General features: G+C 37.0%; 14 protein-coding genes. 8 read left to right on the forward strand and 6 right to left on the reverse strand.

The features are described from left to right. The first annotated feature begins 2 nt into the window (after window positions 1-2). Window positions 3-1136, forward strand: coding sequence for a glycosyltransferase family 4 protein (locus ASG14_RS18500; RefSeq protein ID WP_056872563.1), 1134 nt, complete (start codon window positions 3-5; stop codon window positions 1134-1136). Here ASG14_RS18500 and ASG14_RS18505 read toward each other — a convergent pair. Then, window positions 1133-1957, reverse strand: coding sequence for a glycosyltransferase family 2 protein (locus ASG14_RS18505; RefSeq protein WP_056872564.1), 825 nt, complete (start codon window positions 1955-1957; stop codon window positions 1133-1135). The two genes, ASG14_RS18500 and ASG14_RS18505, sit on opposite strands and share 4 nt — an antisense overlap. A 652-nt stretch (window positions 1958-2609) precedes the next feature. Here ASG14_RS18505 and ASG14_RS18510 point away from each other — a divergent pair. The 3 genes from ASG14_RS18510 to ASG14_RS18520 all read left to right on the forward strand — a co-directional run bounded on the left by ASG14_RS18510 (window position 2610) and on the right by ASG14_RS18520 (window position 5440). Then, window positions 2610-3932, forward strand: coding sequence for a lipopolysaccharide biosynthesis protein (locus tag ASG14_RS18510; RefSeq protein WP_255352817.1), 1323 nt, complete (start codon window positions 2610-2612; stop codon window positions 3930-3932). A gap of 54 nt (window positions 3933-3986) precedes the next feature. Further along, window positions 3987-4868 (forward strand): glycosyltransferase family 8 protein, encoded by an 882-nt coding sequence (locus ASG14_RS18515; RefSeq protein WP_056872566.1) that lies wholly within the window; start codon window positions 3987-3989, stop codon window positions 4866-4868. Between the two features lie 110 nt (window positions 4869-4978). Further along, window positions 4979-5440: a hypothetical protein gene (locus ASG14_RS18520; RefSeq protein WP_157275000.1), complete on the forward strand. Its 462-nt coding sequence runs from the start codon at window positions 4979-4981 to the stop codon at window positions 5438-5440. Window positions 5441-5541: 101 nt separating this feature from the next. On the opposite strand, the gene ASG14_RS18525 is transcribed toward ASG14_RS18520, so the two are convergent. Beyond that, complete coding sequence (locus tag ASG14_RS18525; RefSeq protein ID WP_056872568.1) at window positions 5542-6846, reverse strand: hypothetical protein; 1305 nt, start codon at window positions 6844-6846, stop codon at window positions 5542-5544. A 459-nt stretch (window positions 6847-7305) separates the two neighbouring features. On the opposite strand from ASG14_RS18525, the gene ASG14_RS18530 reads away from it, so the two are divergent. Genes ASG14_RS18530 through ASG14_RS18540 form a run of 3 tightly spaced genes read left to right on the forward strand, consistent with a single transcriptional unit; the run spans window position 7306 to window position 10586 of the window. Next, window positions 7306-7878: a gluconate 2-dehydrogenase subunit 3 family protein gene (locus tag ASG14_RS18530; RefSeq protein ID WP_056872569.1), complete on the forward strand. Its 573-nt coding sequence runs from the start codon at window positions 7306-7308 to the stop codon at window positions 7876-7878. Between the two features lie 3 nt (window positions 7879-7881). Then, window positions 7882-9576, forward strand: coding sequence for a GMC oxidoreductase (locus ASG14_RS18535; RefSeq protein ID WP_056872570.1), 1695 nt, complete (start codon window positions 7882-7884; stop codon window positions 9574-9576). 20 nt (window positions 9577-9596) lie between these two features. Continuing rightward, a complete protein-coding gene (locus tag ASG14_RS18540) occupies window positions 9597-10586 on the forward strand; it encodes a hypothetical protein (protein ID WP_056872571.1) in 990 nt (329 codons plus the stop codon). A 123-nt stretch (window positions 10587-10709) separates the two neighbouring features. Here ASG14_RS18540 and ASG14_RS18545 read toward each other — a convergent pair whose 3' ends face one another. From ASG14_RS18545 to ASG14_RS18560, 4 genes are read right to left on the reverse strand one after another with little or no spacing between them, the layout of a single operon-like run. Beyond that, window positions 10710-11144: a hypothetical protein gene (locus tag ASG14_RS18545; RefSeq protein WP_056872572.1), complete on the reverse strand. Its 435-nt coding sequence runs from the start codon at window positions 11142-11144 to the stop codon at window positions 10710-10712. Window positions 11145-11146: 2 nt separating this feature from the next. Beyond that, complete coding sequence (locus ASG14_RS18550; protein WP_056872573.1) at window positions 11147-12583, reverse strand: GMC oxidoreductase; 1437 nt, start codon at window positions 12581-12583, stop codon at window positions 11147-11149. A 5-nt stretch (window positions 12584-12588) separates the two neighbouring features. Beyond that, complete coding sequence (locus ASG14_RS18555) at window positions 12589-13644, reverse strand: UbiA prenyltransferase family protein (RefSeq protein ID WP_082491699.1); 1056 nt, start codon at window positions 13642-13644, stop codon at window positions 12589-12591. After that, window positions 13641-14336, reverse strand: coding sequence for an HAD family hydrolase (locus ASG14_RS18560; RefSeq protein WP_162238751.1), 696 nt, complete (start codon window positions 14334-14336; stop codon window positions 13641-13643). The genes ASG14_RS18555 and ASG14_RS18560 overlap by 4 nt, the downstream gene beginning before the upstream one ends. Window positions 14337-14504: 168 nt before the next feature. On the opposite strand from ASG14_RS18560, the gene ASG14_RS18565 reads away from it, so the two are divergent. After that, window positions 14505-16052: a glycosyltransferase family 39 protein gene (locus ASG14_RS18565; RefSeq protein WP_162238752.1), complete on the forward strand. Its 1548-nt coding sequence runs from the start codon at window positions 14505-14507 to the stop codon at window positions 16050-16052. The last annotated feature ends 8 nt before the right edge of the window (window positions 16053-16060 follow it).

A 16060-nucleotide genomic window follows, 5' to 3' on the forward strand; every position in this document is an offset into this window, starting at 1 on the left:
ACATGAGCGTTCAAAAAATAAAGATTTTACATGCCATAAGGCAAGGCAAAATTGGTGGTGGTGAAACTCATGTCCTAAATCTTGTAGAGCAACTTAATAAGCAAAAATACGAGTCTTTAATTTTATCTTTCACCGAGGGGCCGATGGTCGAAAAATTGAAGGCAGAAGGTTACAAAACTTATGTAGTAAACACAGAAACACCTTTCGATTTCAGGGTTTGGAAAAAAGTTAGAAAGATAGTTGATAATGAAAAGATTAATCTGATTCATGCTCATGGAACCAGGGCGAACTCGAACACTTTTTCAAGTGCTAAATCACTGAAGATACCTTTAATTTATACGGTACACGGCTGGTCTTTTCATCCTGACCAGGGCCAGGTTATTAAAACAATAAGAACACTCAGCGAAAGGTTTTTAGTTAATGTTGCTGACAAAACGATCTGTGTTTCAGAAAGCAATTTAAGAGAGGGTAGAAGCAAATTTCCGATGCCGAATGCCTCCGTTATACTAAATGGAATTAACCGGTTGAAGTTTGATCCCGATAAAAATTACAAAAATATAAGAGAGGAATTTGATATTAAGAAAGATGACATTGTTGTTGGTTATATTGCCAGAATTACCCATCAAAAATCACCACTTACTTTTATAAACGCAATTTTCGAAACAAAAGCGCCGGAAAATGTTAAGTTTCTTATAGTTGGAGATGGCGATTTAAAACCGGAGATGTTAGACCTGGCCAAGGAGCTAAATTTGAAAAACATCATTTTTATTGATTTTAGAGAAGATATTCCTGACATACTAAATGCAATAGATATATTTTGTCTACCCTCATTGTGGGAGGGTTTGCCAATTGCCTTGCTGGAAGCAATGTCGATGCGAAAAGCCATTATCGCTTCCAATATCGATGGGATAAGTGATTTGATTGCTCCAGATGAGAATGGAATTCTTGTCCCGCCTGGAAATGTCAAGCTCCTGTCAGAAGCACTAAATCTGCTAATAGGCAATGCTTCACTAGCAAGTAAATTTGGTTTGAAAGCTGAGCAAACAATCAAGGAACAATTCAATGTAGAAGTGATGACCAGAAAAATTGAGTCAGTTTACGAAGACTTATTGGGAAATTTTAAAAATAAGGGCTAGCTTGTTTTTTTTACGTGATTGAAGTTGAAATACTTTATAAAGCGGTCGAAAGTTGATTTGTAAATTCCGCCGTCAGCGATAATCCTTCTGTCGCCCGTCCATACGATAGCGCTGTTTTCAGTAACCCAATGCAACTTTCCATATCCTGCTTTGCGCAATTTCATTGCCAGCCATCCGTCTTCATTTGTGCCTTCGGGGTGTGTAAAACCATCAACACTCACACATTGTGCCCGTCTGCAGGCGGAATTAAATCCATAGACGTTTAAAGCTTCTTCCTTGTAGTGCTTGTTCACTAACCTGTTGAAGTCTGATAGGTGTTCATAGAAAAAATATAAAAGTCTTGGTGTATTTTCTGGAATAAATGAAAATTTTCCATAAGTGAGCGCAACTCCATTATTTCTAATTAATGGAGCTATCATCTCGTCGATCCAGCATTTAGGGTATATCGTATCCGCATCGGCGTTCATCACATATATTCCTTTAGCCACAGCCAAGCCTGCATTTCTTGCAACGGTTATACCCTGCCTGCTTTCGTTTACGCAAGTTACACCACATAATCCAATCAGCTCTTCTGTTCTATCCATGGAATTGTTGTTCACGACGATAACTTCAATGCTGTACTGTGTTGTGGTTTCCGACAAAGAATAAAGCGTTTTTAAAATATTTTCCTCCTCATTGTAAGCGGGTATAACTATCGAAATTAACGGTGAAGAAGATATTTTTCGCTTAAAATTATTCGCAATGTTCGGAATCTCATTCATGAGTAATTCCTTTTTCTTATTAATTTTAGATACGTTTTTCGGGATAAATAGAGGTCTCATGAAGTGATTAGGTAATTGAAATTTTTTGAACTGCTAATAGAATTAAGTGCGTTTTTGGTTTCAAATCGCTTAGGTGCAATAAAAACATAAAGGGTTAATTGTTGCTAGATTATTTAACAGTTGATGAAATTATTTTTAGATATAAAAAGCGTAACAATTTTAGTTGGTAGATTTTGCAACCACCTTAGTTTGTTTTTAAATGTAAAAACCAAATGAGCTTCTGTTCCTAGAAATAAGAAAAATGCAACAATCGAATTTCCGAGTCTGTTAGTTGGCATAGGTAATATAAAAATGATGAATAACTACGTATAAAGGCCACAAAGCCTCTAATAGCTTCAAGTTTAATAATCTTCATTAAGGATAAATTAATCGAACGCTAATACTTTTCGACCAACAAAGGTCGCTAAAAAATATTTTTAAGTAAGATATTTGCATTAAAGTTATAAATATTTTGGGAACGAACTGTTTCTTTACAAGTTTTGAACTTATTAAAGTTATATTTAATAACTTTGCGCTTATTGGAAAATCCCATTTAAACTGTTTTTAAAAAGAAGAACAACTTTCATTTTTAACTGTTATCAAACCTAATTAAATCCCTGTAATATAACGCTTAATGTCCTTCGTAAAAAAAATTCTTAGTTCCTTTAAGAATATGCATTTTCAATCGCTAGTCGCGAATGGATTAATGTCTGTATTTGGAATGATAACTTTATCAATTGTATATCGTTCACTCAAAGTAACTGATATTGGCGTTTATATTTTTTTCCTTAGCATTATTGGGTTAATAGATAACTTAAGGGCCGGATTTTTAACCGTTACCATAATCAAATTTTTTTCCGGTACATCTACCGAAAGGGGAAGAGAGGTTGCAGGTTCGGCATGGCTGCTTTCGGCTATTATCGCAGTTATTTTTTTTATCGTAAATATTCCAACCTATTTTATATCCAAAACTGTTAGCGATCAAGGCTTAGCGCTGATACTGAAATACTTTGCACTCATCTCTATAGTAACTTTACCATGTTTCATGGCCGATTGCATTGTACAAGCCAAAAAAAGATTCGACCGGATGTTGTGGTTAAGGATATTTAACCAGGGGTCATATACACTACTCGTTTTTACCCTAGCATCCTTACATAAACTTAATTTAACCACGTTACTATATACTTACATTGCCTCAAACTTATTTGCCAGTATAATGGTGATTATTTTAAGGTGGACCATGATGGGTACTATCTTTAAAGCGAAAAGAGATACCGTTTGGGAGTTATTCCATTTTGGTAAATACAGTATGGGGACAAACATCAGTTCAAATTTATTTGGCGTAACAAACACATTCATCATCAATTTTCTAATTGGCCCTGCTGCACTGGCTATGTATAATTTGGGTGGTAAATTGATGCAGATTGTAGAGATCCCGTTGTTAAGTTTTGTTACGAGTGGTATGCCACTGCTATCAAGTAATTACAATAATGGCGAAAAGGAAGGTATGATTTATACATTAAAGAAACTGGTTGGGATGCTTACCGTCGTTTTAGTGCCAGTAGTCATTATCTCACTTATTTTTGCTGAACCAATAATTCACTTGTTGGGCGGTAAAAATTACGTTGCCAATGAAGCACCAAACCTTTTTAGAATATTTATTGTGATTGCATTATTATATCCCGCCGACAGATTTTTTGCAATCGGGGTCGATGTAATACACAGGCCTAAAATTAACTTTTATAAGATCATTATTATGTCTTTGAGCAATATTGTCGCAATATTTATTGGAGTTTGGATTTATCACTCCATTTATTCTATTGCTTTTGCATCAGTAATACCGATAATTGTTGCCATTTACATGACCTACAAACCTTTAAATGATTATTATAATTTTAATTTTTTAAGCATTTATAAGGTTGGTTTTCAGGAACTAGTCCTCCTGTACAAGTTACAGAAAAATAAATTTTTCAGCACCTCGAAAAATGTGTTGTAATTGTAGTTAAATTATAGATATTTAAAAAACTTTTGCGTTTTACATAAAATCCCCATGAGTAAAGAAAACATCTCAATTGTTGTAGCCAGTGATAACCATTACGCAATACTAATTGCCGCGTTGTTAAAATCTATCGACCTAAATCATAAAACACCGGAGCATATAGATTTCCATATCATTGATGACGGAATATCAAAAAGTTTCAGAAAAAAGCTTGAATCGATCGTAGACCCTGCACGCGTAACCATCAAGTGGTTTTTAAGCAAAGCAATTGTGCCATCACATATCACCATCCCTGTAGATAATTCGGCATTTCCATTAACCGCTTACATGCGGGTATTTTCGCCCTATGTAATCGACGAAGATGTAGAGAAATTAATTTACCTTGATGTTGACACAATTGTTCAAGACGATATCTCTAAATTATGGAATGTATCCTTAGGTGAATATACCGTTGCAGCTGCGCAAGATGTTGGTAAAACAGTAGACTGCGAGTGGGGCGGGATCGCCAATTATGCTGAGCTCGGCCTTACGGCAGATACTAAATATTTCAATTCCGGAGTTTTGGTAATAAACCCAAAGAAGTGGAAAGTAGAGGGCATTTCGGAAAAAGTGATTGATGCCTTGCGGATTCACAAAAAGTATGTTCAGTTAGCTGATCAATATGGTTTAAACGTCGTACTCGCCAATAAATGGCTGCAACTTGATCCAAAATGGAACTGGTTTGCTTTCAATGAGAATGACAGTCCATCATTAGTTCATTTCTTAGATATTAAACCGATCTTTAATACCTACAATTCGAAGCCAGTATATAAAGATGAATTCTTCAGGTACTTGACTTTAACACCATGGAAAAATTTTAAACCGATAAGTGGCAACAACCGATACATACGAAAGATTTTTAATAAATTGAAAAAGATGCTCCTTAAGATCTGATTAAACAAGATCCACTTATTTTTTGGAACAAACGCAACACTGCTACTTAAGTCATAAGCCTCGAATCACAAGAGGATAATTACACTAAGCCCAATAGGGCTTTAGTGTGATTGTTTGTCAACTGCGCAACGGTTTTGATTGACATTGTCAATATCAGGGGCGAGCGAAAAGTATTGTATGAAAACTTTAACGTTCTAAGGGATTTCAACTCCAATGAATCAGCGCCACTGAACAACACCTTGTTTGTGGTAGCGGTTGCATCCATAGATCGGCTAACCTGGCTGGTTAAGGTGGTGATCCCAGAAATCAGCCCGGACGTGCAATTGAATAAGCCAAAAGGCGCTACCCATTACAAAATTACTGCAGGTGCTGCATTAGTTATTCTTGATCATGCAGTAGGAATAGAGATAATTGTGACCAGTGAGTCCGATGCATTTCCCAACAACAGTGCCACTCCAGGCTTCACGTTGAACAACACCCTGGCGCCAAACGCACTGGCACCTATTCTGTTGGTGTTTGGCGTGAGCTTCTATCAGGAGGTTAACTCCGGCTACTATTCACTAAACAACTGAGCTTTTAATTGCTTAAGTGTAACTGCAATTAGCATGGCCTAAAAGGCCCGCAGGCATGAGGTGCTAACTTCAATTGTAAATTGTTTGGAAGAACTCACTACCTACAGCAATGCACCTATACCTGTTATCTTTGAAAGAAAGCTTTCCAGATCGGTTACCGCATCTTGCTGTGAGGCAACATACTTGTTGTTTTGTTCCAATGTTATCTTGGTGTCGCTCATATTATTGATCATGTTTGCAATAGGCAACCCGTTGTGATAGAGTTCGAACCCAAGGTTATTATAATATTGGAGTGTACCTCCATAATTGTAAAGATCTAAAATTTCCCCTTCCCAGTCTTTTGATGTATTCATCCGGCCGACTGTATTGTTGTAAACTTTGGCATTAACATAGGTCGTTTTACCAGGATAGATATTCCTATCGAATCCCTGAATTTCGAAGCCCCCGTATTTTCTGGTGTTGTAACAAATGTTATCATAAATCTCGACTGTTACTGGACTAGACCCACGGGAATAAACCCACATCCTTATTGCATTACCTTGATAGTTCGTTAATTTGTTATGATGAAACGTTCCATTTCCTTGCATGTAGAAAACACCATTGTGATTATTGTTTGACATGTTGACATTGTTAACAACATTGTGGTGTACATTATAATCCTGAATATTGCCGAATACGCATAGTGCACCAGCATTGGTGTTTTGGAACTGGTTGTAAGCTATCTCTACATCTTTGAATAAGCCCATATCCTGAGAATTATCTTTATTTAGGGAGCCATTAAATACAATTGCACCTGTATTATCGAATAAACAGTTAATAACTTTGAACCGCTCATTTCTTGTATTTTCTCCGCCGTCGTAGGCCAAGTCGCCATTACTTCTTTCCCCTGCAATGCAATAATCGGCAACATTCCTAAAGCTTAAGCTTTTTAAGGTTACACCAAAAATTCTTTTGTTCATTTTTATGGCCCTAAAAGGGATATTCTCGAACGAAAAGCCATACTTGATGCCTATATCATTGTCTCCAGATATGGAAACATTTATAATGTTGTCTGTCTCTAACCCATCGGTAATCACAACCTGGCCATTGTTTTTAATGTTGATTGGAGCATCTAATGTTCCAGAGAGGTTTTTGATGTAAATAGTTTTATAAGTGCCTGCTTTAATTCTAACTAATTTAATACGAGTGAAATCAAGGCTGGCGCCATCAATAGTAAGATTTCCACTGCCTGTGCCAACTTCATAAGCCGGTATTACTGCCGTGGGGGTCGTAGAAGTTGGGGGCGTAATTGGAATAATAGGAGCAACGGCAATTTGCTCTGGAGAATTATCATTTTTCTTGCAGGAACTCATCCCAATGAGTGTGCACAAGAAGATTTTAGAATACATTCTTAGGTTTCTTTTCATTAATTAAACTCGTAGCGCTTTAGGTAAATTTGTTTAACTTCTCTAACGACAATATTATGTATAAATACATATAAACTTTCTAAATTGAAAATCGCAATTATGCTAAGTATATGGAAAAGCGGGCTTATGAGTGCCGGTTAGCAGTATTCCTGTGAACTCTTTTTTAAAATTGTTTCGTGAAAAGTCATTTTATGACTATTATATGACGATTTGAAAAGCTGCCTTGGAAGCCTTCTAATCGTATAAATTAAACCGTAAATGATTTGTGTATCACATTTCTTACCAAGTTTTGTATGACTAGTCATTCAATACACTCAATTTTAGGATGAATTCTATTCATTAAGTAAGTCTATTTAAACCTTATCAAAACATCAGTCCAGTCGAACAATTTCTTAACGTATTTATACCTTCAGATACTACGCTTATTTTCATATATTAGCGACAAAATTGTATTTGTTGATGAACAGGAGGTCGTATCTTAAAAGTTTAGCTTTCATTGGAATTGTTGCATCTTCTATTTCAGGTTATAAGTGGTATAAACTTAACAAATCAATCAATTTGCAAAGTTTAAAGGAAAAGGAGATGCTTATAGCAGAAATTGCGGAGCTGATAATTCCACAAACTGAAACGCCGGGAGCAAAGTCAGCCGGTGTGCATAAATATATTATCGATGTTATAACAAATTGTACGACTAAAAATGTTCAGAATCACTTCGTTGATGGTCTGAATGATTTTGAACAATTTTCCACATCGAATTACGGTAAACCATTTTTGGAACTTACTGCTAAAGAAAAGGGAAGTATTGTACAGCACTTTTCTGATAATGCAAATTATCGTTATCCCATCCTAAATAAAATCAATAATAAGTTTTTTGGTGAAAGTTTTTTTTCAAAGTTTAGGAACCTTACTATAGAAGGCTATTGCGGCTCGAGATTGGGTGCGACAGAGGGTCTTGCATACGATTACATACCAGGAACTTTCAAAGCCTGTATTTCAATTCAAGCTAACCAGAAATCCTGGGCTACTAAATAAGTTATGTTCATTAACAGAAATATAGATGGAGGGACCTACGATGCCATCGTAATCGGTTCTGGAATTAGTGGTGGATGGGCAGCTATGGAGCTTTGCAAGAAGGGATTGAAAACCTTGTTACTGGAAAGAGGACGTGATGTAAAGCATATCGTTGATTATCCCACAGCAACGCTTAATCCCTGGGATTTTAAATTTGGTATGAACAACACCATCGCCGATAATAAATCAGATCCTGTTCAAAGCGGCGCATATAATCCAGGTTCAAAGCATTTCTATATTAGAGATGCAGATCAACCCTATATTCAAGATAAACCCTTTAACTGGTTTCGCGGAAATCAAGTTGGTGGCCGTTCTTTAACCTGGGGCAGGCAATGTTATCGTCTGAGTGATCTCGATTTCGAAGCCAATATAAAGGAAAGCGTTGCAGTGGATTGGCCAGTTCGATATAAGGATTTAGCGCCTTGGTATAGTTATGTAGAATCTCATATCGGCGTAAGTGGACAGCGTGAAAACCTAAAGCACCTGCCCGATGGTGAGTTTTTAAGTCCAATGGAACTCAATTGTATTGAGAAACACCTGGCACAAAGCATAAAAAAAAATGATCAAAACAGATTGCTCACGATTGCAAGAGTGGCCAATTTGACAAGAGGGTGGGATAGCCGTGGGCCTTGTCAAAATCGTAATCTGTGTGAACGGGGATGTCCCTTCGGTGGTTATTTCAGTAGCAATAGTTCAACAATCCCTGCAGCAATGGCTACTGGGAACTTAACTTTGAGGCCACATTCAATTGTTACCGAAGTGCTTTACGACGAGCAGAAGAAAAAAGCTAAAGGGGTAAGAATTATAGACGCCTTAACCAATGAGGTTTTAGAATTCAATTCCAAGATTGTTTTTATAAATGCATCTACAATAGCCACAGCTTCCATTCTTCTCAATTCAACCTCAAACAGATTTCCCAACGGCCTTGGCAATGATAGTGAACAAGTTGGCCATAATTTAATGGATCACCATTCATCAGCCGGAGCAAGCGGCGCACATGATGGCTATTCGGATTTGTATTATAAAGGGAGAAGACCTTGTGGTTTTTTGATTCCCAGATTCAGAAACCTGTCTGATTCCGAAAGTCACGCTTTCAAACGAGGTTACAACATACAAGGACACGGAGAACGCGAAGAATGGGGTGATAAGTCGGGGCATCTAACCGGAATTGGGAAGGATTTCAAAGACAAGTTAACCACTCCTGGGTCCTGGACCGTCTGGATGGCTGGCTGGGGCGAGTGTTTGCCGTACTATGAGAATATGGTATCCCTTGATAATTCGACTAAAGACAAATGGGGACAACCACTTATTAAAATTAATTTTTCGTTTAAGAACAATGAAAGCGATATGATGAATGATATCAAAGAAACCTCTGTGCAAATGCTCGAGCAGGCTGGTTTCAGAAATGTAATTGGTTTTAATTACAATAAACCGGGGGGGGCTACAGTGCATGAAATGGGAACTGCTAGGATGGGCAGAGACGCTAAAACTTCTGTGTTGAATGCCTACAACCAAATGCACAATGTATCAAACGTTTTTATATCTGATGGGAGCTTCATGACTTCTTCAGCCTGCCAAAATCCGTCGTTAACTTATATGGCATTTACCGCGAGAGCTTGTGCTTATGCTGTAAATGAGCTCAAAAAAGGAAAGATTTAATTGCACTAAAATACGATTGAATGAATCAAAAGAATTTGGTGTTGCTTGCCTACGGTCGTGAAACGGAATATTATAGAGCAATATTTTGTGTTTTGAGCTTCATTGCATGGGTTGATGATCCGAAACGCGTCCGTATTATTATTTATACCGATAAACCTGCCTCCTTCGAGCCCTATTTAAAAGGGCTGGAAATAACGTATTACCTGTTAACGCCCGAATTACTTGAAGATATGCTTGCGGGCACTGGCTTTCTCCACAGAAGAAAAGTTGCGGTAATCGATTTAACTTTCAAAAATTTTCCAGAGAGTGATCTTTTATTTGTTGATTCTGATACCTTCTTTATTGCAAATCCGAAAGCAATCCTGAATGGATTTGCGCCTGGAAAAAGTTTTATGCATAAAAGGGAATATGATTTTAAGACTGGCCTCGAATTATTTAGTTCCTTCAAGCAAGGCGACTATACAGAGGCGTTTATAAAGTTCATAACCAGTAGGTCGTTTAAAATCGGAGGCATTGTTGAGAACTTCACCGAAACTGATTATAGCTGGAATTCTGGCGTTTTGGGTTTGAATAAGGGATTTTGTAAACTGATGCCAGATGTATTTATACTGACTGACCGATTTTATTCCAATTCGAAATGGTTTGTTAGTGAGCAGCTCGCTTTTTCGTTAATACTCCAGAAGCGAACAGAAATCAGGGCGACAGATGAATTTATTCTGCATTATTGGGGGAACAGACAAAAAATACTTGTGGATAATTTAATTCGTAATTTTCTCCTGGACACCAGAATTGAAACAATACAGGAAGAAAGCCGAATAAAATCAACCATCGCAACTTTTAAAAAAAAGGTGAGTATAGATGTTGTAATGGAACAAATCGAGATCGCACTTAAAGCTAATGATAAGGCATACGTGGCGAAAAAAATAGCGCTCCTAATTTTAAAAAACCCTTTTAGTCGGTACGCTTACATACAAATCCTCGAAGCGTTAAGAATCAGTTTCTCATCGTAAAATAACTTACGTTGCTGAAACGGGCTGTCCAATTTATGGGCCTGATTTACCTACTCGGTTTTTAGACGCTTTTAGTTAATAAGTAGTAACACATAGTATTGTTTATTTCAAGCATCAACCTATCTATGGCCAATTATTTACACCAATTTTAGGAAGCAATATATACGAATATGGATTGGCTATCGGGCTCTTGTAAGGATCGAAGATTCCAATGTAATTTACCGGCTTTGACACATCCATCTGATTTAGGAAAAAATCAGTTGATAGCAGGTAATAGCGCAAGAGGTCATTAATGTTGTTGGAGTTGTTCGAGTCACTCCTGCTATAATATAAAACTTTCCATTTTACATTAGCCATCACATTATTTGATCCATTCTTAAAATAATCCTTAATGTAATTACTTACTCCTGCTTTATCTAATTTCAAGTAGGATAGTTCTTTTTCGATGAGCCTGGCTGCGTACCTTTTAATACCAGGCGATACAAAATAAAGCGAAGGGGGGATGGTAACCATGCCAACCAATACGCCAGATAACAACAAAAAGCTTCGTCTTTCCATATTTAAAACATTTTATCGGCAGCGAATAAAGATAAAGCTGACAGCGTTAAGCTCGGGTTGGCGGCACTGTAGGTAGTGAATGAACCAGCGCCCAGCACAAACACATTTCTATATTTATGATGAACGAGATGTTTATCTACAACGCCTGTTTCTGCATTTGCCGACATTCTCGTTCCGCCGATAATATGCCCTTCGTTTGGAAACGGATCGAGATATTTTAAGCGTTCAACCGGCAGGCATGATAAAATTTCAGGCAACTGTTTTTTGGCGTTAGCGAAAGCCTTTTCAGCATAATCCGAACGGCCTTCATAATGTACTGCCGGTTTCAGTTTGTTTGCAGATGTTGTGATGTAATTTTTATCTTCAGGCAAATCTTCAAACACCAAACGAAAACTGGCGATATTGAGCCATTTGTCTTTTTCAAAACGGATAAATGGTGCGTTATTAACTTCAATTAAACAGGCTGCATAATCTTTTCTGTGTTTTCCATCGTAGAGCATGTAGCCATTTGCATTTACCCAGGTACTTCCGCCGGCATTGCTTAAATTATCCAGATAAATAAGGACCTGAATACCCAATTGTTCGCCAAATCCTTTACCTGTGAATTTATTTGTATCACCAGAGTTTAATAAAATATTAGTGTTAAAAAATGGATTTGCTCCGAGTGCAATGACATCTCCTTCCACGCTAAAATCTTTATCATCTTTCACGTAGCAAACTTTTCTGGCTACACCATCAAGGGTTTCCAGTTTATAAACCTGTGCGCCGTAAACAATTTCCACCTGCGGGTTCTGGTAAACCGTCATACCTGAGTTTTCAATGCTGAATTTTGCGTCCACCGGGCATGTTCCGCAAGTGCTTGATGCCATGCAGGCATTTCTATTTGCGGTTGCTCTGCTTGCTCTCGCGGTGGGTTGACTTATGTACTGATTTCCATATTTCTTGTTCAGGATTTCATCAACCTTAGTAAATTTGTGCGCCGGAAGCGGATACTTGCCCTTCTTCGGAAATGGTGTGGCATCTGGGCCTGAGATTTGCATAATTTCTTCCGCTTCATCGTAATATGGCTCAATGTCATCATAAGAGATTGGCCAATCCTGAGCAACGCCAAAAAGGGACTGCATTTTAAAATCAGAGGGCATAAACCTCGGGGTGCAGCCCCACCAGCAGTTCGAACTGCCACCATAACCGGTGGTAAAATGCCAATCTTTTCTAGGGTTAAAATTTTCTACAAGCGAATCCCATTTTGGTTCGTACTTAACATCTGGTGCACTTTCGCCTCTTCTAACCTTAAGTTTTTCTGCATGGCTATAGAAATACCCCCGCTCCAAAACCAAAATTTTTTTATTCCCTTTACTTTTAGCCAGATATTTTTGGAGAAAGAATGACGAAGCAAAACCAGTTCCCACAACAATCAAATCATATTTATCGTTTTTCATCCGTATTAAGAATCGTAATTGTAATTGTTCGCGTTATTTAAAAACCAGTGTAACCAGGGTATATCAACAAACATTAAAACACAAAGTAGTGCTGTAAAAAGTGCGAGGTAAAGCATAAACCATTTTCTGGTATATAGTTTTTCCGAGCCCTGCACGGGTGAATCATCTAACAGGCCTATTTTGAGGTACCAGGAGAACAACAAGGCAAAAAATGGGAAACTCACTAAAAGTTCAATTCTATCTTTAATCAGAAAGATGCCCATAAAAAAGGCACAGGTGATTGCATAAAAAAACATCGAAACCAGCAAGCTGTTTTCATTGTAAAACCGAAATGATTTGCGGTACAAGCCTGCCAACTTTGCATTATCGATTAGCCTGTATTCGGCAAATCTTTTTGTAGCCATTAAAAATGCGCCTCCCATCCAATAAGCGATAATGATACTGACGGGAGGGAAGGTGTTGATCCAGTTTAAATCCCATTTACTGCTTGGAATACCCAAAGCAGGACTAAATATAAACCATCCGGCTGCAAACCGGATTGGATTGTTTACCGATTCGCTTAAAACATCAAGAAAGACCCGATCTTTACTTCTAAACGGTTTTACATTATAGATAACCCCCATTATCAATAAAAATGTAGCTACCGACAAGAACTTTATAGATACAAAGCTTGAAAGAGCGATGCCAATAAGCGCCAAAAATGCATATTCTGCATATACAATTTTTGGGTTTATCATCGTTACAACAGAAGATCGCCTCCGCTTTAAGGGGTGAAACTTATCAAAACCGGCATCTAAATATTCATTTATAACATAGTTAGCAGATGCGATTAGGCATATGCTAATAACGCCTAACACAATTTTCGTAATTAGCACAGAATTAAATGGCGTATGAAAGATGGAGAACGCGAAGAGCATCCCTGGAACCATAAAAAGATTTTTCACCCAATTATCTGGCCGTGCAATGGCAATATATTGTTTGATACCTGCACGTCGGAGTTCAGTTTCAGTGGTTTCTTCCGGCGCGTCTGGATCTTGTGGGAATGTAATTTTATCAATCATACCGTGCATGGCTTAAAAACATTAAGCACTTGTTTTGAGAGGTTTTCAAATAGGGAATTATTTATAGTTTCTTCATCCACCAGCAAAAATGGCATGCCTGCAGCTTTAGCGCATTCGCCGTCCAGTTCCAACCGGTCGCCAATAAACAAAGAATTATTCTTATCGCGAACACCCATTTCATTAAGAATAAAATTTAAGCCATCAGGATTGGGTTTGAACGCATTGATATTGGCATCTGTAGAACTAACGTATAAGTCGGCCTTTAGTTCCATTGCTTTCATTTTTTCTATCGAATCGTAATCAGAATATATCGCTATGCGAATATTTTTTTCGGCAAGTGTTTTAAAAAGAAGGTGTATGCCGGGGTAGCAACATGCCTTTAAAAATTGATTGGGATAATTAAATATCCATTTATCAACAACTTCTTTAATTAAATCAATAGATTGATTCGTTTTTTGGCTACACCAAAGGTATTGCTGCTCATTTAGATCCTGCCCTTTAAACCCTTTGTTTTTTTCTCTCTGTTTTCGGAAATGGTAGAGAATAAATAATTCGTTAATCTTCCATGGATGATAAACAAAGTATTTCAGTAAGGAGAATAGCATTTTTTTTCGGAGAAGGCTTTGATTATATAAAGTACCATCAACATCAAAAATTACTAGCTCTAAATTATTTAGAGAGATATTATGCACAGGAGAGATTTATTTGTGTAAAATTATTAAAAATTCCGATATTGCATAAAATCCCGACTGACTATTTGCATGCCATTTCCATTAAAACGTACTCTGAAAGATAAATTCAGTTATTATTTATTTTTATTGATTATAATTTCAGGAGTATTTTTAAGAATATACCAATATGTGCTGAACAGATCCTTGTGGTTAGACGAAGGATATCTGGCGTCGAGTTTACTTAGGTTTGATTATCTGGAGCTGATAACCAGACCTCTCGATTATCAGCAAAAAGCCCCAATTGGATTTTTATTGATTGTAAAACTATTCCTCAATATTTTTAGTGATAAAGAGTACGGATTAAGAATTGTGCCGCTACTATCGGGTTTACTATCAATTCTAATATTTATTCCCGTAACAAAATATTTTTTAAAACCCACAGGCATGTTAGTTGCTTTGGCCGTTTTATGCATATCGCCAGCTTTTGTTTACCACTCTGTAGAGATTAAGCAATATTCAACTGAATTATTATGCTCGATCTTGTGCTTCTACATGTTCATCAAATTTAGGAAACTAAAAAATTTGAAAGAATTAATTTTCTGGAGCTTAGGCGGTGCAGTTATACTTTGGTTTTCTTTTTCGGCAATCTTTATATTAGGCGGCATCGGTTTAGGTTTAATGCTTTATTACCTGTTAACTAAACAATTTAATATTTTTTCTAAAAGCTTTATTCCATTTATTTCATGGCTGATAAGTTTTATTTTACTATTCTTTTTAATTATTAAAAAGACACCAGATGCCGAATGGGTAGTGAATTGGTTTAGATTTTATGGAGATTTTATGCCCTTACCTCCAAGGTCTATGTCTGATTTGAAATGGTTTTTTACAAGCTTTTACCGAATGTTGGATTATCCCTTAGGTTTGTTATGGAACTTTTTTGTATCGGGAACACAGACCAGTTCTTACGCTCCATTTGTTAAGATGCCGTTCTTACCATTTATTCTGCTGGGAGCGGGTACTTATCTCTGTCTAAAGCAGTCAGTCCAAAACTTTAATGTGTTAATGTTTCCCTTTTTAATGGTACTGCTGGCATCTGGCCTGGAATTGTATCCATTAACAGAAAGATTTTGGCTGTTTTTAACGCCGATATTTCTGATTTTGATTGGCATTGGCTTAGACGGCTTAAATGAAAAGATGTCAGTATCAGTTAAGTCTTTCAAAATCGTTATTGTAGTTCTATTATTAGTATCACCGATCATTCAGTCTTTTCAATCTGTCGCGGATAGCGCAACATTTTATAAGCATAAAAAATCGTATCAAAAAGAATCGTTTGACATGGTAAATAAGGCTTATAAAGCTGGTGATGTGGTATATGTGTATTGGAATGAATTGCCGGGATTTAAGGTTTACGCCAGCCTAAAAAACTATAAATTTAAGGCAATTGAAGGACGGGATTTTAGATGGAGCGCATCCAATCTAAATGACTACAACACTAAATTGGTTCAGGATTTCGGAAAAATCAAACATAGTAAAAGAGTTTGGGTTATCTTTAACAATAAGTTCTTATCAAACGTGGGTGATCCAATTAGTAGGCCGGCATGGTACTATAAAAATGTTAATCTTCCAGCAGCAAATTTACGAACAGAATTATCCAAGATGGGGAAGATTGTAAAAGCATCAACAACAGCTGATGTTAGCGTTTATCTCTGTCAAATTACAAACCAACCCTTTAATTAATCCTTAAT

The organism is Pedobacter sp. Leaf194, from assembly GCF_001423945.1.
In the GTDB taxonomy this organism is placed as follows: domain Bacteria; phylum Bacteroidota; class Bacteroidia; order Sphingobacteriales; family Sphingobacteriaceae; genus Pedobacter.

What these genes read in the sequence shown, in the direction of transcription:
- ASG14_RS18500 (WP_056872563.1), top strand. Translation starts at nt 3, where the DNA reads ATGAGCGTTCAAAAAATAAAGATTTTACATGCCATAAGGCAAGGCAAA.
- ASG14_RS18505 (WP_056872564.1), bottom strand. Translation starts at nt 1,957, where the DNA reads ATGAGACCTCTATTTATCCCGAAAAACGTATCTAAAATTAATAAGAAA.
- ASG14_RS18510 (WP_255352817.1), top strand. Translation starts at nt 2,610, where the DNA reads ATGCATTTTCAATCGCTAGTCGCGAATGGATTAATGTCTGTATTTGGA.
- ASG14_RS18515 (WP_056872566.1), top strand. Translation starts at nt 3,987, where the DNA reads ATGAGTAAAGAAAACATCTCAATTGTTGTAGCCAGTGATAACCATTAC.
- ASG14_RS18525 (WP_056872568.1), bottom strand. Translation starts at nt 6,846, where the DNA reads ATGAAAAGAAACCTAAGAATGTATTCTAAAATCTTCTTGTGCACACTC.
- ASG14_RS18530 (WP_056872569.1), top strand. Translation starts at nt 7,306, where the DNA reads ATGAACAGGAGGTCGTATCTTAAAAGTTTAGCTTTCATTGGAATTGTT.
- ASG14_RS18535 (WP_056872570.1), top strand. Translation starts at nt 7,882, where the DNA reads ATGTTCATTAACAGAAATATAGATGGAGGGACCTACGATGCCATCGTA.
- ASG14_RS18540 (WP_056872571.1), top strand. Translation starts at nt 9,597, where the DNA reads ATGAATCAAAAGAATTTGGTGTTGCTTGCCTACGGTCGTGAAACGGAA.
- ASG14_RS18545 (WP_056872572.1), bottom strand. Translation starts at nt 11,144, where the DNA reads ATGGAAAGACGAAGCTTTTTGTTGTTATCTGGCGTATTGGTTGGCATG.
- ASG14_RS18550 (WP_056872573.1), bottom strand. Translation starts at nt 12,583, where the DNA reads ATGAAAAACGATAAATATGATTTGATTGTTGTGGGAACTGGTTTTGCT.
- ASG14_RS18555 (WP_082491699.1), bottom strand. Translation starts at nt 13,644, where the DNA reads ATGATTGATAAAATTACATTCCCACAAGATCCAGACGCGCCGGAAGAA.